We start from the raw sequence: 23535 nt of genomic DNA, 5'->3' as shown, positions 1-23535 counted from the left end.
AGAATTTAACGAGGTGGCTTGGGTGAAGGACCGTAATTTCTTAGATACCGTTATGGAGTTCGAACAACAGCTCGAAGCAATGCAGGAGCAATTTGGTGCATTGAAACAATTTGTAGCGTTAATGATGGAAGAGCATAAGGCACTCGAAACAGAAAATCATCATCTTCGCACACGTCTAGAAGAACTACTTTCAAATACACACTCCGTACAAGCTGCTGAAGTAAAGAAAGAGAGTCCGCTAGATATAGGTGAAGGCTATGATAACCTAGCTCGTCTATACCAGGAAGGTTTCCATGTTTGTCATGTTCATTTTGGAAGCTCTCGAAAAGGTGAAGATTGTCTGTTTTGTCTATCATTTTTAAATAAACAAAATGTATAATAGAAGGCTGATTCCCACCACGGTGGTATCAGTCTTTTCTTTTGTAGCATAGGAGGAATTAGCATGGAAAAATGGCTAAAAGGTGATGAACGTCTAGACTATTTATTGGCTGAGAATTTACGTATTATTCAAAGTCCATCTGTCTTTTCATTCTCATTGGATGCGGTATTGCTTTCAAAGTTTGTCAATATTCCCTCTCATAAAGGAAATATTGTGGATTTATGCTCGGGAAATGGTGTAATCCCTCTCTTTTTAAGTGCACGAACGAAGGGGCAAATAATAGGAGTTGAGCTTCAGCCACGCCTGCTTGATATGGCAGAGAGAAGTGTTCGCTATAACCAATTAGAAAATCAAATTCAAATGATTCTTGGAGATGTAAAAGTAATACCGAAACAACTGGGCATTGAAAAATATGATGTTGTTACGTGCAATCCCCCTTATTTTTTAGCGCATGAAGCAAGTGATAAAAATCTTAGTGAGCATCATGCTATTGCACGGCATGAACTCTATTTAACATTAGAAGAGGCCATTCAATCAGCAAGCAAATTATTAAAGCAAGGAGGGAAAGCAGCATTTGTGCATCGACCAGGGCGATTATTAGATATAGTCACGGCAATGCGTGCAAATCGTTTAGAGCCAAAACGAATGCAGCTTATTTATCCGAAAGAAGGAAAAGAAGCCAATACATTATTAATAGAAGGAATAAAGGATGGGAAGCCTGATTTGAAAATATTACCGCCATTGTATGTCTATAATGAGAATAATGAATACACTGCAGAAGTGAGAGAGATTCTTTATGGAAAAGAGCAATAGTCACTATTTTTACGTGCTAGAGTGTGCGGATCAATCACTTTACGCAGGCTATACAAATAATTTAGAAAAGCGTGTAGCTGTACATAATGCTGGCAAAGGGGCAAAATATACAAGAGCTAGAGGGCCAGTAAAGTGTATTTATAAGGAAGAATTTGAAACAAAGGAAGAGGCAATGCGCGCAGAATATGCTTTTAAGCAACTAACAAGAACTCAAAAAATAATGTATATAAGGAGGGGTGAATCGTGAAATCACAAAAAAGTACAATACACGATCAGACAGGCTGTTTATATCTTGTAGGAACACCTATCGGAAATCTAGAGGATATTAGTGTACGGGCGCTCCGTATTTTAAAAGAAGCGGATATTATTGCAGCAGAGGATACTAGAAATACAAAGAAATTATGTAACTACTTTGAAATTGACACACCTTTAATGAGTTACCATGAACATAATTTAGCTGTAGGTGGAGAAAAATTATTAACTTTTCTACAGGAAGGGAAGACCATCGCATTAGTGAGTGATGCAGGTTTACCTTGTATTTCTGATCCTGGAGCAGATATAGTTGAAAAAGCAATTGCTCAAAACTTTCCGGTTGTGCCTATACCAGGTCCAAATGCAGCAATAACTGCATTAATAGCTTCAGGATTAACACCCCAGCCATTTTTCTTTTATGGTTTTTTAAATCGTGGAAAAAAAGATCGTCGCCAGCAATTAGAACAATTAAAAAAACGACAAGAAACGATTTTATTATATGAAGCACCTCATCGCTTAAAGGAAACATTAAAAGACATGGAAGCTATTCTAGGAAATCGTCGTATTGTTTTAGCGCGAGAGCTGACTAAGAAATTTGAAGAATTTTTGCGTGGGACCCTAGCAGAAGCTATAGAATGGTCACAAACAGAAGAAATACGTGGTGAATTTTGTATAGTCCTTGAGGGGAATCAGGAAGTTGAAGTGGAAGATTCTGAAGAGGCTTATTGGCATACACTGTCTATTATCGAGCATGTGGATTATATCCTTCAACAAAACGATGTAAGTTCTAAAGAAGCCATTAAAGAAGTAGCCAAGGAACGACAATTAGCGAAGAGAGATGTCTATAACGAATATCATAATCAATGACATCAAGAGTTACCTTAGGGTAGCTCTTAATTTTTTGGATTGATTACAAATATAAATAATAGTAACCTTACATATAAAGGTCTGACATGGACATTATAAGGGATTCACAATTTGGGTATAGTAGATAGTATACGTTTATATTAAAAACACCTAAATCACTGTCTTGATTTAGGTGTGTAAGCATTATTTTTTTAAGTTTGATTGAATTTCTTTTACTAACATTTCAGCGCCTTCTGGACTTAAAATTAATTTGCCTCCAACTAGACGGAAGTTATCATCTGAAACTTCGCCAGTAACAGCACATGTCATATTAGGCATATATTTTTTTAAGATGATTTTATCATCATCCACATAGATTTCTAAAGCATCCTTTTCAGCGATACCTAGTGTACGGCGTAATTCGATAGGTATTACTACACGACCTAACTCATCGACTTTACGAACAATTCCTGTTGATTTCATAATAGTTTTCCTCCTAATTTATAAAAGTTATATTGGCATTTCGTCAAATTTCGACATCATTTCTTTGTCTGATAGTTATCATACCAAGTAATGCCATAAACGTCAATTAATTAATGCACTAATATTATGGTTTTCTAAAAAAATTTTTGAGAAGAATGCTGTTATTTCTGTTTTTTTAAAAGGTTTTTAATAAATATTTTTGATTATAGTATAAAAGGTTCTTATTTAAGTCAGTAAATGGATTAAATATATTATTCGACAATTTTCGCGAATAATAAACTTTCATTGAAACGAATTTCGGACTTCGTTAGAATAGAAAGTATATTGTAAAACAATGGAGGCAGTTCTTGTGAGTGAACAAAAGAAAACATTCTATATAACAACACCCATTTACTATCCAAGTGGGAAGTTTCATATTGGTACGGCATATACAACAGTTGCATCAGATGCGATAGCACGTTATAAACGTTTACGTGGTTATGATGTTCGTTTTTTGACAGGTATGGACGAGCATGGACAAAAAATTCAAGAGAAGGCAGCAGAAGCGGGCAAACATCCTCAGGATTATGTCAATGAAATTGCAGAGGCTGCGAAAAAGCTTTGGGCGTTAATGGATATTTCTTACGATGATTTTATTCAAACAACGCAAGAACGACATACAAAAGCTGTCGAAAAGATTTTCCAAAAGTTTTTAGATAATGGAGATATATATAAAGGTGAGTATGAAGGCTGGTATTGTACGCCTTGTGAATCATTCTTTACAGAGACTCAACTAGTTGATGGAAATTGTCCAGACTGTGGTCGCCCCGTCCATAAAGTAAAAGAAGAATCGTATTTCTTTAATATGAAGAAATACGCGGATCGTTTATTGTCTTATTATGAGGAAAACCTTGGATTTATTGAACCGGAGTCTCGAAAAAATGAAATGATCAATAACTTTATTAAACCGGGGTTAGAAGATTTATCAGTATCGAGAACATCCTTTGACTGGGGTATTAAAGTACCTGGGGATCCCAAACATGTTATCTATGTATGGGTAGATGCATTAACGAATTATATTACATCATTAGGATATCTTTCAGATGATGAAACATTATTCAACAAATATTGGCCAGCAGATGTGCATGTAGTAGGGAAAGATATCGTTCGCTTCCATACAATATATTGGCCAATTTTCTTAATGGCTTTAGATTTACCATTACCAAAAAAGGTTTTTGCTCATGGTTTTATTATGATGAAAGACGGGAAAATGTCTAAATCAAAAGGTAATGTCATTTATCCAGAAATGTTAATCGAACGTTATGGCCTTGATGCAACACGTTATTTCCTTTTACGCGAATTACCTTTTGGTTCAGATGGAGTATTCTCTCCAGAATCATTTATTGAACGCACAAACTTTGATCTTGCAAATGATTTAGGTAATTTATTAAACCGTACTATTTCGATGATTAACAAATATTACGATGGCATTATTCCTTCAGAGAATCTTCAATCGACAGAATTTGATACAGCATTAAAAGAGCAGGCTGAGTCGGTACGTATTAAATATGAAGAAAGTATGGAAAAAATGCAATTTAGTGTGGTATTGGCAGACTTATGGACATTAGTATCACGCACGAATAAGTATATAGATGAAACACAACCATGGGTATTAGCAAAAGAAGAAGCGGATAAACCAAAATTAGGTTCAGTAATGCGAAATTTGGCAGAAAGCTTACATCAAATTGCTGTCATGTTACAACCATTTATGACAACAACACCTAAACGTATGATGGAACAGCTTGGTTTGGATGACAAATTCTTAGCATGGGATACAATTGAAACATTCGGCAATACTATTCCAGCAAACATTAAAGTGGTAGAAAAAGGGATACCTATTTTCCCTCGTTTGGAAAATGAAGTTGAAATTGCTTATATCCGTGAAGAAATGCGTGGTTCAGTAAAAACTTCACAAGAAGAAGAAGTTAAAAGTGAGACAAAGAGTGATGGAAACCCAGAAATTCCTGAAATTACTATTGATGATTTCATGAAAATTGATTTGCGTGTTGCGACTGTAACTGCTTGTGAAACGGTGCCTAAAGCTGATAAATTATTAAAGCTTCAAGTCGACCTAGGATACGAGCAACGCCAAGTAGTTTCAGGTATTGCGAAATTCTATTCTCCAGATGAATTAGTTGGTCAAAAAGTGATTGTCGTAGCAAACTTAAAACCAGTTAAATTACGTGGTGAATTATCACAAGGTATGATCCTAGCCGGTGAAAAAGATGGGATTTTAAAATTAGCATCTGTAGATTCAAAACTAGAAAATGGTGCAAAAGTAAAGTAACAAACGAAGAATGGCCTGCTGAATAGATATTATTCAGCAGGCTTTTCAAATCTGCCGGTAGAATTAGCCTTATTATTATTTCGAAATAATTTATATGCTGTAAAATTAATGGGTTTTTAGGTATATAGGACCAAATCGAGCTTTGTCGATTAAGTGGATTGTCACAAACCCGAATCGTTTGTAACAAATTTGTAATGCTTACGAAAAATATGAAATAATAAATTTTAATAAAATCTATGTTAGGAGAATGAAGATGTTTATTGACACACATGTACATTTAAACGCAGATCAATACGAGGAAGACCTTCAAGATGTAATCAATAGAGCTTTAGAAGCTAAAGTAGAAAAAATGGTGGTTATAGGTTTTGATCGTAAAACCATTGAAAGAACTATGGAGCTGATAGAGCAATATGATTTTGTTTACGGTGTTATTGGATGGCATCCTGTCGACGCCATTGATTGCACGCAGGAAGATTTAGAGTGGATTGAGGAATTAGCAGCACATCCAAAAATAGTCGGTATTGGTGAAACTGGGTTGGACTACTATTGGGATAAATCACCAAAGGATGTTCAACAGGCACTTTTCCGCAAACAAATACAGTTAGCGCAAAAGATTGATTTACCAATTATCATTCATAATAGGGATGCAACAGGGGATGTTGTAAATATTTTACGTGAAGAAAATGCAGCATCTGTAGGGGGTGTTATGCACTGCTTTAGTGGGAGTGTAGAGACAGCACGTGAATGTATTGCTATGAATTTTATGATTAGTCTTGGGGGACCCGTGACATTCAAAAATGCACGTTTGCCAAAAGAAGTGGCTACGGATATCCCTCTTGAGCACTTGATGATTGAAACTGATGCCCCTTATTTAGCACCACATCCTTACCGTGGAAAGCGCAATGAACCCGCTTTTGTGCCATTAGTGGCGGAAGAAATTGCACGTTTGAAAGGGTTGACAATCGAGGAAATTGCACAAGCAACTACCGACAATGCGAAAAAATTTTTTGGGATTGACAGTTAACTAGCTAAGATGCCTCCAATACAGGGTTTACGGTTGGCAAAAACAAAGAAGTCAATTTTCAAAGAAATACTTTCGGGTTGACAGTGCCAAAACTAGTCCGTATAATCCAACCTTGTATTAAGGAGGCGTTTTTTCATGTCAAATAATTCCATGAAAAACTTGTTCTTAGGATCATTGAGGAGTAAGCAAGCAGTGATAAGAATTATTTCACTTGTCCTGTTTGTATCTGTAATCTCTTTCGTGCTTTATCAAGGTACGAAAAAAGCCGTAAAGCTTGAAGCAAATGGAGAAACAATCGAAGTATCCACACATGCCAAAACTGTAGAACAATTATTACAAGATCAAAATATAGATGTAGCAGCGCATGACAAAATATCACCCTCTCTGAACACCAAAATTGTTAATGGCTTAGCAATTCAATGGGAACAGGCAAAAGAAGTAACAATTTCAGTTGATGGAAATCAGTCAAAAGTATGGACAACTGAAACACTAGTGAAAGACATTTTGAAGGAAGCGAATATTGAAGTATCTGAACATGACTCTTTAGCACAAGGTCTAGATACTGAGCTAGGCGCAGAAAACAAAATCGATATTCAAAGAGCGTTTCAATTAACGCTTGTCGATGGCGTAAACAAAAGACAAGTATGGTCCACTTCGACTACGGTCGCTAACTTTTTAAAACAACAAGGAATTCAGTTAAATGAATTCGATCGTGTCGAAAATAACCTGGAGGACGTTCTTACTCCGGCGAGTAAAATCACAGTAGTTCGCGTAGAAAAGGTTATCGATGTAGTGGAAGACTCTTTAGATTTCGCAGTTGAAAAGAAGCAAGATGCTTCATTGCAAAAGGGGAAAGAAAAGGTAGTAGCAACAGGACAGAAAGGTTCTGTTTCTCGTACGTATGAAGTTGTCAAAGAAAATGGGAAGGTTGTAGCAAAGAATCTACAATCTGAGGCAGTTTTAAAAGAGCCGAAAAAGCAAGTAGTTGCAGTCGGAACTAAAACTGTAGTTGCAAGTGCAGCGACTGTATCGCGTGGTTCAGCAGAGCCATCAAGCGGTAAAGAGTTCTATGTAACAGCAACAGCCTATACACCATATTGCAACGGTTGCTCAGGTACATCGGCAACTGGTATAAACTTGCGTTCAAATTCCAACTTGAAGGTGGTAGCAGTAGACCCTTCTGTTATTAAGCTAGGCTCAAAAGTTTGGGTTGAAGGGTATGGTACAGCTATTGCTGGAGATACTGGTGGCGCAATTAAGGGTAATAAGATCGATATACTTGTACAAACAGATGCCCAAGCACGTAACTGGGGACGTAAGAAAGTGCGTATTAAAGTATTAAATTAAAAAAATTGTAAAATAAATCAAAATGTTTTTCACTAAGGCTTTCCTGTTTTGACTGGCGGGAAAGCTTCTTTTTTTATTTTTAGCGGCTAAGCAATAGTATATGTATAGGTATGTATAAGTCTTGTATTCCTGTACAAACAGTATCATGCAGTTGTAAAATGGTCAGAAGATAAGGTAGAAAAGAGGAGCCTTTTTGCAAATTAAAGAAATTATCGTGGTTGAAGGAAAAGATGATACGACAGCAATTAAGCGAGCCGTACAAGCAGATACTATAGAAACAAATGGATCTGCTATATCTGAAGAGACGTTGAAACGTATTCAGCATGCGCAGGAGAAGCGTGGAGTTATTGTATTTACCGATCCTGATTATCCAGGACGACGCATACGTGCCATTATTGAGGAGCGCGTTCAAGGGGTCAAGCACGCTTTTTTACCGAAAGCAAAGACAATTGCGAAGAATGGCAAGGGATTAGGGATTGAGCATGCAGCAGACGACGATATTCGTGAAGCGCTACGACTTGTCTATACCCCTAATCTTGATGTACCAAACGAAGATGATATAACACTAGAGGATTTAATGACAGCTCGTTTAATTGGTCATCCGCAGGCAAAGCATCGTCGTGATCGTCTTGGTGAATTATTAAATATAGGGGCTACAAATGGTAAGCAGCTCCATAAAAGATTGAAAATGTTTCAAATTACAGAAAAGCAATTTGGTGCCGCAGTTGCACAGCTAGATCAGGAGGAAAATGATGCATAAGGATATTGCAACCCCAATTCGAACGCAGGAAATTTTAAAAAAATACGGATTCTCATTTAAAAAAAGCTTAGGACAGAACTTTTTAATTGATCCAAATATATTAAGAAATATAGTTAGCCATGCCAACTTAACAGAAAATAGTGGGGCGATTGAAGTTGGCCCAGGTATTGGGGCATTAACCGAACATTTAGCCAGAAGTGCTAAAAAGGTCGTTTCCTTTGAAATTGATCAACGACTATTACCTGTGTTAGAGGATACACTTAGCCCCTACAATAACGTGTCTATTGTCCACTCTGACATTCTAAAGGCCGATGTTGCTAAAGTGATTGCAGAGGAAATGCCAGGAATTGAAGATATTATGGTTGTGGCCAATTTACCATATTACGTAACTACACCAATTTTAATGAAATTATTGAATGATCGATTGCCAATTCGTGGATTCGTTGTCATGATGCAAAAAGAAGTGGCAGATCGTATAACGGCTAAGCCAGGGACAAAGGAATATGGTTCATTGTCGATTGCCATCCAGTATTATGTAAAGGCAGAAATAGCTATGACAGTCCCTAAGACGGTTTTCATGCCACAGCCTAACGTCGACTCAGCAGTCATTCGCCTTATTAAGCACGATGAGCCGCCAGTAAAGGTTATTAATGAGGATTTCCTTTTTGTCGTGACGCGTGCCTCTTTCGTACAACGTAGAAAAACGATATATAATAACTTACAATCAGGTTTGCCGAATGGTAAAGCACAAAAGGACTTCATTCTAGAGGCTTTAACTGCTGCTAGTATCGAACCAACCCGTCGTGGTGAAACTTTAACGATTCAAGAGTTTGGAAAATTAGCCGATGCGCTATATCCTGTATTTGCAAAGTAAAAAATTTTGTTAACATTTTTTCTTAGATGTAAAAAAATATACGTTTTTTATAAAAAATAAGTTGACAAGATTTATGAGGTGCTGATAAAATATTATATTTTGTTGACATTTTTGGGCGATTCGCTTATACTAGTTATTAGTGAGGTGTAAGCGAAAATGCCAAAAACTTTAGCGGACATTAAAAAGTCGTTGGATTGTCATTTGGGTAAACGTTTGCAATTAAAAGCAAACGGTGGTCGCAAGAAAACGGTTGAGTGTGCAGGGATATTACGCGAGACATATCGCGCCATCTTTGTAGTTGAACTTGACCAAGAAGACAATACGTGTAAGCGCGTATCGTATAGTTACACAGATATTTTAACTGAAGCAGTAGAGATTACATTTTTAGACGAAGCAAAGGCTGCTGTCGCAAAATAGTTTCTAGTACTTATTTCTATATTTTTGAAACACTCATGTATGTTAAAAACTACATGAGTGTTTTGCGTTTTCCCGGGGCATACTAATGTGGTCAGTTGTTAAAGGAGGAGTTTATATGCCTAGAAAGGGTATCATGTCACCTCGATTAAAAGAAGAGATCGCAAAAGAACTTGGATTTTATGATGTTGTGCAAAAGGAAGGCTGGGGCGGCATAAAAGCTCGAGATGCTGGTAATATGGTCAAACGTGCCATTGAAATGGCTGAACGAGCAAGTAATGAGCAAGAGCGTAAGTAGACTATTTCTAATAAAATAGACGACTTATTAAGTTTCATTCAGTAAGGAGGAAAATCCTTACTGACACAACAAATACAGCTGACGAGAGAGAACCGTTACTCCAAACAGGGTATACGGTTCTTTTTTTCCATTTTCGTAATCTCAGTATGGTAAAATAAAATGAATAATCTTGTGCGAAAAAGGAATTGTTTATATGTGTTGCTATAAGGGAGGAAGAAAAATGCTTTATGTAAAGGCGCCTGCAAAAATTAATTTAACTTTAGATGTACTTTATAAAAGACCTGATAATTTTCACGAAGTAGAGATGGTTATGACAACCGTCGATTTAGCTGATCGTATCAGTCTTGAATCTCGAGAAGATGGAGTGATCCAAATAATTTCAACAGATAATTTTGTACCGAACGATCATCGTAATTTTGCTTATCAGGCAGCGCGTCTCATTAAAGATACATATGGCATTAAACAAGGTGTATCCATTACTATTGAAAAAGAAATCCCTATTGCTGCCGGCCTTGCTGGAGGTAGTAGTGATGCAGCTGCTACACTTAAGGGCCTTAATGAACTTTGGAATTTAGGGTTATCGATAGATGAATTGGCTGAACTAGGTGCTAAAATCGGTTCAGATGTATCATTTTGTGTCTATGGTGGCACAGCACTTGCCACAGGACGCGGTGAAATAATAAAGGAAATCCCTGCCCCGCCTAACTGCTGGGTAGTATTAGCAAAACCTAAAATCGGCGTATCCACTGCTGAAGTATACGGTGGTCTTAAAGTTGAAGGATTGGAGCATCCAAATACGAAGCAAATGATACAGGCTATTGAAACGAAGGATTATGAGCTATTATGTTCTTCATTAGGAAATGTTTTGGAAACTGTAACATTTAAGCTACATCCAGAGGTCGTCATGTTAAAGGAACAAATGAAACGCTTTGGAGCAGATGCTACGTTAATGAGCGGAAGCGGTCCGACTGTTTTTGGGCTAGTCGATAGTGAAGCTCGTGTCAGTCGTATTTATAATGGTTTACGTGGGTTTTGTGAAGAAGTTTATGCAGTAAGAATATTAGGTGAGCGAAATACGCTTGCTTAGAAACGCAAATTTGTGTTAATTTTACCTATAAATATTCGTGTTTAGGAGAGGGTCGCATGAAATGGAAACGTAGTGAACGACTAGTTGATATGACGTACTATTTACTAGAACATCCACATCAGCTGATCCCGCTAACTTATTTTTCAGAACTATATCAATCTGCGAAGTCATCCATTAGTGAGGATTTAACGATTGTAAAAGAAACTTTCGAAGAAAAAGGAATCGGGTTATTGATGACAGTGCCGGGTGCTGCAGGAGGAGTAAAATATATTCCTAAAATGTCCGAGCTAGAGGTGCGTTCAGTTATTCAGGATTTAAAGGCAGAGCTTGAGCATTCAGATCGCTTATTGCCTGGTGGTTACTTGTTTATGACAGATTTACTAGGGAACCCAGATTTAATTAACCGCGTAGGGAAGGTTTTTGCTTCTGCCTTTGCAGATCAACAGATCGATGTCATAATGACAGTAGCAACGAAGGGTATATCTATAGCACATGCTATTGCTAGACATTTAAATGTGCCAGTAGTTGTTGTGCGAAGAGATAGTAAGGTAACAGAAGGTTCTACAGTAAGTATTAATTATGTGTCTGGTTCTTCCAGAAGAATTCAGACAATGGTATTATCAAAAAGAAGCATGAAGAGTGGACAACGTGTCTTGATTACCGATGACTTCATGAAAGTTGGCGGTACTATGAATGGCATGAAAAATTTATTAGAAGAATTTGATTGTCAATTAGCTGGCATTGCAGTGCTTGTTGAGGCTGAACATGCGGACGAAACGTTAGTAGATGATTACTATTCGCTTGTAAAGCTTCATGAAGTGAATGAAAAAGATCGAACAATTGCATTAAGTGAAGGTAACTATTTTTCTAAAAGGGGACATGACAAATGAAAGTAGTAGCAACATCAAATGCACCAGCAGCAATTGGACCATATTCACAAGGGATTATTGTGAACGGTATATTTTATAGCTCAGGACAAATTCCATTAACAGCTACAGGTGAATTAGTGGAAGGCGATATTACTGTACAAACAAATCAGGTATTCGCCAATGTAAAAGCAGTATTAGAGGCAGCAGGATCATCTTTAGAAAATGTTGTAAAGACTACAGTGTTTATGAAGGATATGAACGACTTTGTCGCAATGAATGAAGTCTATGCAAGCCACTTTGGGGAGCATAAGCCTGCACGTTCGGCTGTAGAGGTAGCTCGACTTCCTAAAGACGTAAAAGTAGAAATCGAAGTTATTGCTATTGTTAAATAAAGAATAGATTATTGAAGCCCACTATGAAGAGCATTCGTTCTGTTTAGGGGGCTTTTTTTATCGTTGACAAACAATTGTCAAAAATTCCGTAAATAAGAAAAAATATTATTCTCTAAAGTATTCAAATTTTTTAGAAAATTTGATAGACTATAAAAAGGAAAATATTCGGTAATTAAGAATATGATAATTTTTATTTAGGCATCTAAGAGAGAGGTGGTGAGAAAATGGAAGTTACTGATGTGAGATTACGTCGGGTACAGACGGATGGTCGCATGCGTGCGATTGCTTCCATTACACTTGACAATGAGTTTGTTGTTCACGATATTCGTGTAATTGATGGAAATACTGGATTGTTCGTAGCCATGCCAAGTAAACGAACACCAGATGGTGAATTTAGGGATATCGCTCATCCAATTAATTCGGATACTCGTAATAAAATTCAAGAGATTATTTTAAACGCCTATCATAACTCTAGTGAATTAGAGGAAACGGGCGAAGAAGTAGAATTAGAGAGCATTGGTGTATAGTTAAAAGGTAATAACTAACTATTTAAGAAGTAGTTGCAATTTAAAGTTAATTTTATTAGTCAGAAATTTTAGGAACTCTTCAATTTTGAAGAGTTCTTTTTATTTTGATAAAAAGAGAAAACCAGCAGTTTTAGGATATACTTCATGACATTCGAGCAGAAGGTGCAGTGGTTTTTGGAATTCATCTTTTTGTCAACTCTACATGCCTTGAAAATAGATGAATTATGCTATATAGTCATAAGAGAAAATGAGCGTATTGGAGGACTTACAGATGAGCAATATTTTTGCTGTCATTTTGGCTGCAGGTCAAGGTACACGTATGAAGTCCAAATTATATAAAGTGCTCCATCCAGTTTGTGGGAAACCGATGGTACAACATGTGGTGGATCATATTCAAACGTTAGATGTGAATCGCATTGTAACGGTTGTTGGACATGGTGCAGAAAAAGTGCAACATCAGCTTGGAGATAAAAGTGAGTATGTTCTTCAAGCCGAACAGTTAGGGACAGCACATGCTGTTCAACAAGCTGAGGGAATTCTAGGGAATGAAGAAGGAACAACTTTAGTTGTTTGTGGTGACACACCGCTAATTCGTCCCGAAACTATGCAGGCTCTATTTGAGCATCATCAGGCAAAGAATGCTAAAGCAACAATTTTAACTGCAATTGCGGAAAATCCAACTGGCTATGGTCGTATTTTACGTAGCGAGAATGGGCAAGTAGAGCAAATTGTTGAACAAAAGGATGCTTCAGCAGCACAGCAATTAGTAAAAGAAATAAACACGGGCACATATTGCTTTGATAACAAGTTGCTATTTGAAACATTAAAATTAGTGAAAAATGACAACGCTCAAGGTGAATACTATTTACCAGATGTTATTGAAATTCTACAAAAGCAAGGTGATATTGTAGAAGCATATGTGACAGATGATTTTGAAGAAACGCTGGGTGTCAATGACCGTGTTGCTTTATCACAGGCAGAGACATTAATGCGTGCGAGAATTAATGAAAAGCATATGCGTAACGGTGTGACAATTATTCACCCTGAAACGACATATATTAGCGCGGAAGCTGTTATTGGAAGTGATACTGTCATTCAACCTGGTTGTATGATAGAAGGAGCCACTGTAATCGGAGAAGATTGCAATATTGGCCCAAATACTCAAATTGCAGATAGCCAAATTGGAGATCGTACAACGGTGCATTCTTCAGTTGTGCGTGAAAGCGCTATTGCGGAAGATGTAGCCGTTGGACCATTTGCTCATATTCGACCACTTTCAGACATCGGTAGCCATGTGAAAATTGGTAACTTTGTAGAAGTGAAGAAAAGCAAGCTAGGTAATGACACAAAAGTATCACATTTAAGCTATATTGGTGACGCTGAAATTGGCAGTAACGTCAATGTTGGCTGCGGTTCCATTACAGTTAACTATGATGGAAAAAATAAGTACAAAACAATTATTGAAGATGATGTATTTGTAGGATGTAATACTAACTTAGTAGCGCCAGTGAAAGTTGGAAAAGGTTCATTTATTGCAGCAGGTTCTACAATTACAAAAGAAGTACCTGAAGATGCACTTGCTATTGCTCGTGCAAGACAAGAAAACAAACCTAATTATGTAAGCAAATTAAATTTAAAATAATTATCAACTAAACAGGAGGCCATCATGCCGTATCATTATGCAAACTCACAATTAAAAATATTTTCTCTAAATTCAAATAACCCGTTAGCTCAAGAAATTGCGCAAGAAATGGGTGTAGAATTAGGGAAATCTTCTGTTAAGCACTTCAGCGATGGAGAAGTTCAAATTAGCATTGAAGAAAGTATTCGTGGTTGTGATGTGTTTATCGTGCAGTCAACTTCTGCACCAGTAAACGAACATTTAATGGAGCTTTTAATTATGGTAGATGCAGTTAAACGTGCATCTGCTCGTACAGTAAACGTCGTAATGCCTTATTATGGTTATGCACGCCAAGATCGTAAAGCAAAAGCGCGCGAACCAATTACAGCTAAATTAGTGGCAAACCTACTTGAAACAGCAGGTGCAACACGAGTAATCGTATTAGATTTACATGCACCTCAAATTCAAGGTTTCTTCGATATCTTAATCGACCACTTAATGGCAGTACCATTATTATCAGATTACTTTAAATCTAAAGGTATTCCAGAAGATCAAATCGTTGTTGTTTCACCAGACCATGGTGGGGTAACACGTGCTCGTAAAATGGCGGAACGTTTAAAAGCACCAATTGCAATTATTGACAAGCGACGTCCAAAACCAAATGTTGCGGAAGTTATGAACATTGTGGGTAATGTTGATGGTAAAGTGGCAATCTTGATTGATGATATTATTGACACTGCAGGTACAATTACGATCGGTGCAGATGCATTACGTGCAGCCGGTGCAAAAGAAGTTTATGCTTGCTGTTCTCACCCTGTACTATCTGGCCCAGCAATTGAGCGTATCGAAAACTCTTCTATTAAAGAATTAGTGGTGACAAATACAATTCAGCTTGCGGAAGATAAAAAATCTCCAAAAATTACAGAGCTTTCTGTAGCTAAATTAATGGCTGATGCAATTTCTCGCGTGTACGAAAACAAATCTGTAAGTACTCTATTCGATTAATTATAAAGAATAAAGGGCAAATCTATCTTTTTAGATGGATTTGTCCTTTTTCTCTTTATTTAATGAAGGGAAAGAGTATATTATGTGTGAATCTCCTAATAAAGGGGTATAATAGTAAATGTGTCTTCATAATATTTACACTACTTTAAAAAATAGAGGTAAATATTATTATAGCCTTAAACAAGATAGTCACTAAAATGCTGAGTGGCTGATTGTTGATAAGGCGTAAATAATTTTCTTGGAAGGGGAATAAAGAGATATGAGTACAGTATTAAGTGTTACAAAGCGCGAAACTGGGCATCGTTCGACATTAACCCAACTTAGAAAAGGGGGAGCCATTCCTGCAGTTATTTACGGCTATAAGTTAGATTCAACCCCAATTTCTATTTCTGCAAAAGAATTTAAGAAATCCATTCAAAAAAATGGGCAAAACAGTGTGTTTTCACTAGATTTAGAGGGGAAAAAAGTGAATGTAGTTGTATCAGAAGTACAGCAATGTTCATTAAAAGATGAAGTTAATCATGTAGACTTTTTAGCGATTAATATGGCGGAGGAATTAGAGGCCGATGTGCCAATTAAATTAGTTGGTCAGTCAGTTGGAGTGAGTGAGGGCGGCATTTTAATGCAGCCTAACTTAGAATTAAAAGTGAAGGTGAAACCAGCTGAACTACCTGATTCCATTGAAGTTGATATTTCATCACTGAAAGTAGGGGAATCCCTGACTGTAGCGGAGATTCGAAATCAAACGCCTGTCGAAGTTGTTAGTGAAGATGATTATTTATTAGTAACGATTGTTGCTCCTGTTTCGGCAGAGCAAGAAGAAGTTACTGCTAGTGTGGAAGAAGAGCAAGTGTAAAATAAATTATTTATCAGGCTAGTAAGAAAGCTAAAAACTTTCTTGCTAGCTTTTTTTGTAGCGTTAAAATGGCATTTAGCAATTGTTCAAAATGCTTTCTAGGCATGTGGTATGGTAAAATAATGACTATTAGATTTGAAAGAAGAGAGGTACTTATGAAAATTATCGTTGGTTTAGGAAACCCGGGTAAACCGTATGAGCACACTAGACATAATATTGGTTTTGATGTAATTGATGCGTTAGCAGAAAAATGGGGGGCACCTTTAACAAATTCAAAATTTAATGGTATGTACACAACTGTTCATCGACCTGAGGGGAAGGTTCTACTTGTTAAGCCTTTAACATATATGAATTTATCAGGGGAATGTGTAGGTCCCCTAATGGATTATTTTGATATTGATGTGGAAGATCTAATTGTCATATACGATGACCTAGATTTGGAAACTGGAAAATTACGCTTGCGCCAAAAAGGAAGTGCGGGTGGCCATAATGGCATTAAATCCTTAATTCAACATTTAGGTACGCAGGAATTTAATCGAATCCGAGTAGGCATTAGTCGACCACCAACTGGCATGAAGGTTGCAGACTATGTATTAGCAAAGTTTTCAAAGGAAGATCAGGTTTATATGAAAGAAGCCATTGAAAAGTCTGTAAATGCTGTAGAAGTATCTCTTTCAAAGCCATTTCTTGATGTGATGAATCATTTTAACAAGTAAAGTCGTGAATTTAGTTAAAATTTTTGGATACAGAAGTCTAAGTTAAACTCATGCTTATATGGATAAGTCTTGCCTATAAGCAAAAATTAATTCTCCCATTTTTAAGTTCATACAATTCTGAAGACACGAAGATAGTGCATAATCCAATTTATAAATGTCTATACTTTAAGTAGAAAGTTGCTTAAAGGAGGATGATTTGGAGATGTCAGTTCGCTATCGATGTCGGCATTGTGAAGTAGAAATAGGGACACTACCATTTGATGCAGATGATACAATTCGAAAACTACATATTTTCGAATTGGGAGAAGCCGATGATTATGTTGAGAAAGATCAGCATGGTCATACGACTGTGCACTGTATTTGTGAGCAATGTGAGGATTCGCTGAGACAATATCCAGATTATCATGCACTCAATAAATGGATTCAATAATTGGAAGGATGCTTTGACACACTTCATGTGTGTTCAAGGCTTTTTCCATTTTGTAAAATGGCTAATAAATATATACAAACTAGCACTAGAATGCTAGTAATGACAAATAGAATTTTTTGCTGAAAGGAGCTTTTGACTGTGGAAGTTTTACGACAGCTTGTGTCGAGAGATAAACATATTACATCATTTTTACAGGAGATTCAAAGCGGTCAAACTGCATCACAGCTTATTACAGGTTTAACTGGAAGCGCACGTCCCGTTATGGTCGATGCGTTATTTGAATATGTAAAGAAGCCGATATACATTGTGTCTCCTAATCTACTGCAGGCACAAAGAATGGTGGATGAGCTTGCTGGACTATTAGGTGAAGAAAATGTTCACTATTACCCAGCGGACGAATTTATTGCTGCAGACCTTTCTGTGGCCTCTCCAGAATTACGAGCAGAGCGAATCGCAACGCTTGATTGCTTAGCTAGGGGGGAGAAGGCTGTTTACGTGATCCCCGTTGCAGGTTTGAGGAAGATCATGCAGCCGAAGGAACATTGGCTACACTATTTTTTACAAACAACTGTGGGCGATGAAATTGAAGTGGATGCATGGCTACAAACATTAGTTGAAATGGGCTATGTCCGAAATTCCATGGTGACTACACCTGGCGAATTTGCCTTACGTGGAGGCATACTTGATATTTATCCACCGTATTTAGAATCACCTATTCGGATTGAATTATTTGATACAGAAGTAGATTCTATAAGAACATTTTCGGCAGATGACCAACGTTCTATTGATAAATTACAAAAAATTCGTATACTTCCTGCTTCTGAGGTTATTCTGACAAAATCAGAAAGACAGAACTTGGCAGGTCGTTTAGAAAAAGCGTTAGCCGCAAGTCTAAAGAAAGTTAAAAAGCAGGAAACAAAAGAACTCCTTTATCAGCATATTCAGTATGATATTGAATTGCTACAACAAGGAAATCTTCCTGACTATGTTAATAAATATGGGTCATTACTATATGATAAAACGGCTTTTTTAGGCGACTATTTTGCGCAAGATGGAATTGTTTTATTTGATGAGCTTGGACGTATCCAAGAAGTTATGGATGCTTGGGAACGTGAAGAAGAGGAATGGTTTTTATCTTTAATTGAAGAAGGGAAAATGGTTCATGATGTTAAACCAGCCTTCACATTAAAGGAAATAGTGGCAATGTTGTCGCAACAAAAGCTGTCCTTTTCATTATTTTCACGTACATTTTCGGGAATAACGTTTAATAAGACGACTAACTTTTCTTGCAAGCCAATGCAACAATTTCACGGACAAATGGCATTGCTACAAAGTGAGATTGAACGCTGGTTACTTGGCAAATTTACAGTACTCATCGTAGCTAGAGATAAAGAGCGTGTGAAACGTGTTCAGCAAATGCTAGAAGAGTATGATATCCATGCAGCTATAGGTGAGCCTACAGATGCTGGAATTTATATTGTCGATGGAGTATTGTCGAGTGGTTTCGAATTACCGCTCCAACGTTTGGCCATTGTCACTGAGGATGAACTATTTAAGCAGCAGGCTAAGAAAAAAGCACGTACGCAAAAAATGACGAATGCTGAACGCATTAAAAGCTATACGGAAATTAAACCTGGTGATTATGTTGTTCATGTTCACCACGGAATAGGGAAATATATTGGTGTAGAAACATTAGAGGTAAATGGAACACATAAGGATTACTTGCATATTCGATATCGTGCAGACGATAAATTATATGTACCTGTCGAGCAAATAGACTTAATTCAAAAGTATGTGGCATCCGAGGACCGAGAACCGAAGCTACATAAATTAGGTGGCGCAGAGTGGAAAAAGGCTAAAGCTAAGGTATCGTCAGCTGTACAGGATATTGCAGATGATTTAATTAAACTTTATGCAAAGCGAGAAGCTGAAAAGGGGCATGCATTTACACCTGATAATGATGATCAACGTAACTTCGAGGCAATGTTTGCCTATGAAGAAACAGAGGATCAGCTGCGTTCTATTGTTGAAGTAAAAAGAGATATGGAACGTGAACGTCCTATGGATCGCCTTGTCTGCGGTGACGTTGGCTACGGTAAAACAGAAGTGGCCATTCGTGCCGCATTTAAAGCTATTCAAGATGGCAAACAGGTTGCCTTCCTTGTTCCTACAACCATTTTAGCGCAGCAACATTATGAAACCATTCGTGAACGCTTTCAGGACTTTGCTATTAATGTAGGGTTGCTATCACGCTTCAGGTCAAAGAAAGAGCAAACAGCTACTTTAAAAGGGTTAAAAGAAGGGCAAGTCGATATTGTTATCGGTACACACAGAATCTTATCGAAGGATTTATTATTCCAAGACCTTGGTTTATTAATTGTTGATGAAGAACAACGTTTCGGTGTAACGCATAAAGAAAAAATTAAGCAGCTAAAAACAAATGTCGATGTGTTAACGTTAACAGCGACACCTATTCCGAGAACGCTCCATATGTCAATGGTAGGGGTCCGAGATTTATCTGTTATAGAAACACCACCAGCCAATCGATTCCCGGTTCAAACATATGTGATGGAACATAGTGGGGCACTAGTTCGAGAGGCAATCGAAAGAGAGATGGCACGTGGCGGACAAGTGTTTTACTTATATAACCGAGTAGAAGATATGGCTAGAAAAGTTGAGGAAATTCAAGTGCTCGTTCCAGAGGCACGAATAGGTCATGCACATGGGAAAATGTCAGAGTCTGAATTAGAATCAGTCATATTATCCTTTTTAGAAGGAGACTATGATGTACTTGTGACAACGACTATTATTGAGACCGGTGTAGATATTCCCAATGTTAATACTTTAATTGTCCACGATGCTGATCGAATGGGCTTAGCTCAGCTCTATCAATTGCGTGGACGCGTTGGGCGCTCTAATCGGGTAGCCTATGCTTATTTTATGTACCAGCGTGATAAAGTATTGACAGATGTTGCTGAGCAAAGATTGCAGGCTATTAAGGAATTTACGGAGCTGGGTTCAGGCTTTAAAATTGCTATGAGAGATTTATCTATTCGAGGCGCCGGGAATTTACTTGGAGCGCAACAACACGGCTTTATTGATTCGGTTGGTTTTGATTTGTATTCACAGATGCTCCAAGAGGCAATTGAAGAGCGTCAAACAGGTGTGAAAAAAGAAGAAAAACCTGAGATTGAAATTTTATTAAGTGTCGATGCGTATATTCCCGATGCCTATATCCCTGATGGATACCAAAAAATTCAAATGTATAAACGCATTAAAGCGATGGATCAGGTGGAAGAGTATGGTGAAATCATGGAGGAATTAGAAGATCGATTTGGTGATCTTCCAATTGAAACAGAGCGTCTACTTCGTGTAGCACGAATGAAAGTATGGGGATTAGGTGCGGGAGTAGTCTCTGTAAAGGATAAGCAGAAACTTATTACAATCTTGCTATCCGAACAGGGAACAGCAAATGTTGATGGTAGTAAAATTATTGAAGAGTCCATGAAATTTGAACGTGCTGTTGGTTTTGGTATGGATGGCATGCAATTAAAACTAACCATTGATGAGCGGAAGTGCGGAAAACATCAACCCTTTGACATTTTGGAAGAACTGATGCAAATTATTGATCAAGCAAAGAAGCTATAATAAAAAGGCAGTCCTATCTTTTGAAGTAAAGATAAGACTGCCTTTTTTCGCTACAATTTTAATCAATTAATTATAGAAACGTATTCCTTGGGTACTCTAATAATGAGTTGATTGATGTAATGCAAGTTTTTTGAAAAAAATTGATGGTTGTGAAATCCTTTTTCTTCAGTTTTTGCATAGATTGCTTAAATAAAAACCATACTATAGTTGAATAAAAAATTTTATTGTAGCGAAAGCGAGGCATTAGAATGAAGGCAACAGGAATTGTTCGTCGTATTGATGATTTAGGGCGTGTAGTTATTCCAAAAGAAATTCGTAGGACGCTACGTATTCGTGAAGGCGACCCGCTTGAAATTTATACGGACCGTGAAGGTGAAGTCATATTAAAAAAATATTCTCCAATTAACGATTTAGGAGAATTTGCAAGAGAATATGTTGAAACATTATATGAAACATTAGGAACACCAGCATTTGTTACAGACCGTGATGAAGTAATTGCCGTAGCAGGGATTGGTAAAAAAGAATATATCAATCGTCGTATTACGTCCTTTGCAGAAGGCTTCATGGAAGAACGCTCTACAAAGATTGAAAAAATGGAGACATCCATTGAAATTGTTCCTGGACAATATGAGCAAGTAAAATCGTACTGTGCAACACCTATTATGGTGAATGGTGACCCAATTGGCTGTATTATAGTATTGTCTAAAGTGCATTTTGTTGGTGAGGTAGAAGTGAAAGTAGTGGAAACGGCTGCAAACTTCTTAGCGAAACAAATGAATAGCTGATGCATGTAAAAGTTATTGCGATGACCTTTTAGGCCGTGTAATAACTTTTTTTGCGTACATAAATATGGGCCAAATTAGGAACAGTATTGTCGCCTGGCGCGTCAAACTTTTTAGATATGCTATACTATTGGCATTGTTAAGAAGGAAAGAGGGCAATTTATGTCGCAACGTTTTGGTATGAAAAGCTACATGAAGGGAGCGGCCTTATTAACAATCGCTGCCCTTATCGTAAAAGTACTTAGTGCCTTTTACCGTGTACCTTTTCAAAATCTAGTTGGTGATGAAGGTTTTTATATTTATCAACAGGTATATCCAGTCATTTCAATTTTCGTTGTTTGGACATCTAGTGGCTTTGCTGTAGCCATTTCAAAAATGCTTGCAGATAATGATTGCATAGTTGATACAATAGAACGTAATGAAAAAAGAAGCATGATCATGCGTGTCGTTTTCCGTTATTTGACGGTGCTCTCATTATTGTTTTTTGCTGTCCTATTTGGAGGGGCTGAAAAAATAGCCCAGTTGATGGGTGATATTCAACTGGCACCTTTGATACGCACGGGCTCCCTTGTAGTATTGGTAATGCCAGCACTTGCTATTTTGAAGGGCGGTTTTCAATCTAGAGGGATTATGGAGCCTATTGCCTATGCTCAAGTCGTTGAACAGGCGATAAGGGTAACCGTTATTTTAACAGGAACCTTTGTCATTATGACTACCACAAAATCCCTATATGCTGCGGGGAAAATGGCCGTTATAGGTACAGTCATAGGGGAAATAACTGCATTATTATTACTTGCCTATATTTTTTCTAAACGCTTTGGGCTATTCCGTGTGCATCTACGTCTACACAAGGCTAAAAGCTTACCGATTATTAAAGAGGTTACATGGCTTAGCTTAAGTGTAAGTATGAGTGGCCTTTTGTTACTAGGCTATCAATTAGTTGATTCCTTTACGATCTATTCGTTATTAATCGATCACGGTATGGACTCTACAGTTGCTAAAGAAACCAAGGGGATTTATGATCGTGGACAGCCGCTCGTACAACTAGGCGTTGTTATCGCATCCTCGCTATCCCTTGCAATTGTTCCACTTGTTGCTCATCTATCGAAAAAACAAGAAGGGCGAAGTGCCATTCCATTTATCCAATTAACATATAAAGCGTCTATTTTGTTTGGTTGGGCTGCTTCACTCGGATTAATGCTTGTTATGCCCTATTTAAATGAAATGCTTTTTAAAACCAATACATTATCCGAAGTATTAATTGTATATGTATTCCAAATCGTGCCTTTGTCGATTATTCTTACATTTACAGCCATTTTACAGGGCTATGGAAAATTAAAGAAGCCAGCATTATTCTTAATGATAGGGTTTGTATTAAAAATAATATTAAATGTTCGTTTGATAGGCTGGCTTGGTGTATTAGGAGCAGCTATTGCAAATGATATAGGATTACTATTAACAGCGTTCTTGCTTATTGTTTATTTAAAAACAATGACTGGTATTCAATTAGCACCCACCGAATTTTATAAAAAAGTGGGGCTCGCATCAATAAGTATGGCAGTGGTTGTATTGGTATGGCTACAGATGGTATCTGCTTTTTTAGGCCATTTATTGTCATCACGTTCAGTAGCGGTGATCGCAGGATTTACTGCAGTAGGCTTGGGAGCGTTTGTTATGCTTACAATGATTGCGAAGAAACGAGTGTTAGTAGAAAAAGAGTGGTATTTATTACCGTTCGGACGTAGAATGGCCGTTTACCAACTATGGCTAAATTCAAAGAAGTAGG

Annotated in this window: 24 protein-coding genes; 23 read left to right on the top strand and 1 reads right to left on the bottom strand. The window is 37.3% G+C overall.

The window, feature by feature from the left end; all coding sequences use genetic code 11:
- Positions 1 to 22: 22 nt before the first annotated feature.
- From yabA to rsmI, 4 genes are all read left to right on the top strand, one after another.
- On the top strand, positions 23 to 379 hold the full coding sequence (gene yabA, locus KVT27_RS21560; protein WP_025116340.1) for a DNA replication initiation control protein YabA: 357 nt from the start codon (positions 23 to 25) through the stop codon (positions 377 to 379).
- Between the two features lie 63 nt (positions 380 to 442).
- A complete protein-coding gene (locus KVT27_RS21555) occupies positions 443 to 1192 on the top strand; it encodes a tRNA1(Val) (adenine(37)-N6)-methyltransferase (RefSeq protein ID WP_036122021.1) in 750 nt (249 codons plus the stop codon).
- Complete coding sequence (locus KVT27_RS21550) at positions 1176 to 1439, top strand: GIY-YIG nuclease family protein (protein ID WP_008179720.1); 264 nt, start codon at positions 1176 to 1178, stop codon at positions 1437 to 1439. The genes KVT27_RS21555 and KVT27_RS21550 overlap by 17 nt, the downstream gene beginning before the upstream one ends.
- Positions 1436 to 2311 (top strand): 16S rRNA (cytidine(1402)-2'-O)-methyltransferase, encoded by an 876-nt coding sequence (rsmI, locus tag KVT27_RS21545; protein WP_036122024.1) that lies wholly within the window; start codon positions 1436 to 1438, stop codon positions 2309 to 2311. Before KVT27_RS21550 ends, rsmI begins: the two co-directional genes overlap by 4 nt.
- A 183-nt stretch (positions 2312 to 2494) precedes the next feature.
- On the opposite strand, the gene KVT27_RS21540 is transcribed toward rsmI, so the two are convergent.
- Complete coding sequence (locus KVT27_RS21540) at positions 2495 to 2773, bottom strand: transition state genes transcriptional regulator AbrB (RefSeq protein WP_004229214.1); 279 nt, start codon at positions 2771 to 2773, stop codon at positions 2495 to 2497.
- Positions 2774 to 3107: 334 nt separating this feature from the next.
- Between KVT27_RS21540 and metG the strand changes: the two genes are divergently transcribed.
- The 19 genes from metG (at position 3108) to KVT27_RS21445 (ending at position 23534) form a co-directional block, all read left to right on the top strand.
- Entirely contained in the window at positions 3108 to 5099 is a 1992-nt protein-coding gene (gene metG / locus KVT27_RS21535) for a methionine--tRNA ligase (RefSeq protein ID WP_254636231.1), read from the top strand.
- Positions 5100 to 5352: 253 nt separating this feature from the next.
- Entirely contained in the window at positions 5353 to 6123 is a 771-nt protein-coding gene (locus KVT27_RS21530) for a TatD family hydrolase (RefSeq protein WP_008181618.1), read from the top strand.
- 135 nt (positions 6124 to 6258) lie between these two features.
- On the top strand, positions 6259 to 7470 hold the full coding sequence (locus KVT27_RS21525) for a resuscitation-promoting factor (protein ID WP_036122029.1): 1212 nt from the start codon (positions 6259 to 6261) through the stop codon (positions 7468 to 7470).
- Positions 7471 to 7663: 193 nt separating this feature from the next.
- The gene (gene rnmV / locus KVT27_RS21520; RefSeq protein WP_036122031.1) at positions 7664 to 8230 is read left to right on the top strand and encodes a ribonuclease M5; all 567 of its coding nucleotides are present in this window, start codon (positions 7664 to 7666) and stop codon (positions 8228 to 8230) included.
- Positions 8223 to 9104 (top strand): 16S rRNA (adenine(1518)-N(6)/adenine(1519)-N(6))-dimethyltransferase RsmA, encoded by an 882-nt coding sequence (rsmA, locus tag KVT27_RS21515; RefSeq protein ID WP_036122032.1) that lies wholly within the window; start codon positions 8223 to 8225, stop codon positions 9102 to 9104. Before rnmV ends, rsmA begins: the two co-directional genes overlap by 8 nt.
- Positions 9105 to 9260: 156 nt before the next feature.
- A complete protein-coding gene (gene veg / locus KVT27_RS21510; RefSeq protein ID WP_004229199.1) occupies positions 9261 to 9521 on the top strand; it encodes a biofilm formation stimulator Veg in 261 nt (86 codons plus the stop codon).
- A 115-nt stretch (positions 9522 to 9636) separates the two neighbouring features.
- Positions 9637 to 9816, top strand: coding sequence for a small, acid-soluble spore protein, alpha/beta type (locus tag KVT27_RS21505; RefSeq protein WP_025116349.1), 180 nt, complete (start codon positions 9637 to 9639; stop codon positions 9814 to 9816).
- A gap of 220 nt (positions 9817 to 10036) precedes the next feature.
- Positions 10037 to 10903, top strand: coding sequence for a 4-(cytidine 5'-diphospho)-2-C-methyl-D-erythritol kinase (gene ispE / locus KVT27_RS21500; RefSeq protein ID WP_036122035.1), 867 nt, complete (start codon positions 10037 to 10039; stop codon positions 10901 to 10903).
- A 56-nt stretch (positions 10904 to 10959) separates the two neighbouring features.
- Positions 10960 to 11793, top strand: a complete 834-nt coding sequence (gene purR / locus KVT27_RS21495; protein ID WP_036122037.1) for a pur operon repressor — start codon at positions 10960 to 10962, stop codon at positions 11791 to 11793.
- Positions 11790 to 12164, top strand: coding sequence for a RidA family protein (locus KVT27_RS21490; protein ID WP_008181603.1), 375 nt, complete (start codon positions 11790 to 11792; stop codon positions 12162 to 12164). Before purR ends, KVT27_RS21490 begins: the two co-directional genes overlap by 4 nt.
- A 224-nt stretch (positions 12165 to 12388) precedes the next feature.
- Complete coding sequence (gene spoVG / locus KVT27_RS21485; RefSeq protein WP_036122039.1) at positions 12389 to 12691, top strand: septation regulator SpoVG; 303 nt, start codon at positions 12389 to 12391, stop codon at positions 12689 to 12691.
- Between the two features lie 271 nt (positions 12692 to 12962).
- Positions 12963 to 14333: a bifunctional UDP-N-acetylglucosamine diphosphorylase/glucosamine-1-phosphate N-acetyltransferase GlmU gene (gene glmU, locus KVT27_RS21480; protein WP_036122041.1), complete on the top strand. Its 1371-nt coding sequence runs from the start codon at positions 12963 to 12965 to the stop codon at positions 14331 to 14333.
- Between the two features lie 24 nt (positions 14334 to 14357).
- On the top strand, positions 14358 to 15317 hold the full coding sequence (locus tag KVT27_RS21475; RefSeq protein ID WP_036122044.1) for a ribose-phosphate diphosphokinase: 960 nt from the start codon (positions 14358 to 14360) through the stop codon (positions 15315 to 15317).
- 259 nt (positions 15318 to 15576) lie between these two features.
- Positions 15577 to 16173, top strand: a complete 597-nt coding sequence (locus KVT27_RS21470; RefSeq protein WP_217581910.1) for a 50S ribosomal protein L25/general stress protein Ctc — start codon at positions 15577 to 15579, stop codon at positions 16171 to 16173.
- 155 nt (positions 16174 to 16328) lie between these two features.
- Positions 16329 to 16889 carry an aminoacyl-tRNA hydrolase gene (pth, locus tag KVT27_RS21465; protein ID WP_036122048.1) on the top strand — a complete coding sequence of 187 codons (561 nt, stop codon included), beginning with the start codon at positions 16329 to 16331 and terminating at the stop codon, positions 16887 to 16889.
- A gap of 202 nt (positions 16890 to 17091) precedes the next feature.
- Positions 17092 to 17319, top strand: coding sequence for an anti-sigma-F factor Fin (locus tag KVT27_RS21460; protein ID WP_008180264.1), 228 nt, complete (start codon positions 17092 to 17094; stop codon positions 17317 to 17319).
- A gap of 138 nt (positions 17320 to 17457) precedes the next feature.
- Positions 17458 to 20967, top strand: a complete 3510-nt coding sequence (mfd, locus tag KVT27_RS21455; RefSeq protein WP_036122050.1) for a transcription-repair coupling factor — start codon at positions 17458 to 17460, stop codon at positions 20965 to 20967.
- A gap of 248 nt (positions 20968 to 21215) precedes the next feature.
- Positions 21216 to 21752 carry a stage V sporulation protein T gene (spoVT, locus tag KVT27_RS21450; RefSeq protein WP_012291886.1) on the top strand — a complete coding sequence of 179 codons (537 nt, stop codon included), beginning with the start codon at positions 21216 to 21218 and terminating at the stop codon, positions 21750 to 21752.
- A gap of 159 nt (positions 21753 to 21911) precedes the next feature.
- Positions 21912 to 23534 carry a putative polysaccharide biosynthesis protein gene (locus KVT27_RS21445; protein ID WP_217581909.1) on the top strand — a complete coding sequence of 541 codons (1623 nt, stop codon included), beginning with the start codon at positions 21912 to 21914 and terminating at the stop codon, positions 23532 to 23534.
- The last annotated feature ends 1 nt before the right edge of the window (position 23535 follow it).

The organism is Lysinibacillus sp. GbtcB16 (genome assembly GCF_019091145.1).
Taxonomy (GTDB): Bacteria; Bacillota; Bacilli; order Bacillales_A; family Planococcaceae; genus Lysinibacillus; species Lysinibacillus fusiformis.
The sequence above is the reverse complement of the archived record's forward strand: the minus strand, read 5'-3'. Positions and strand labels throughout refer to the sequence as shown.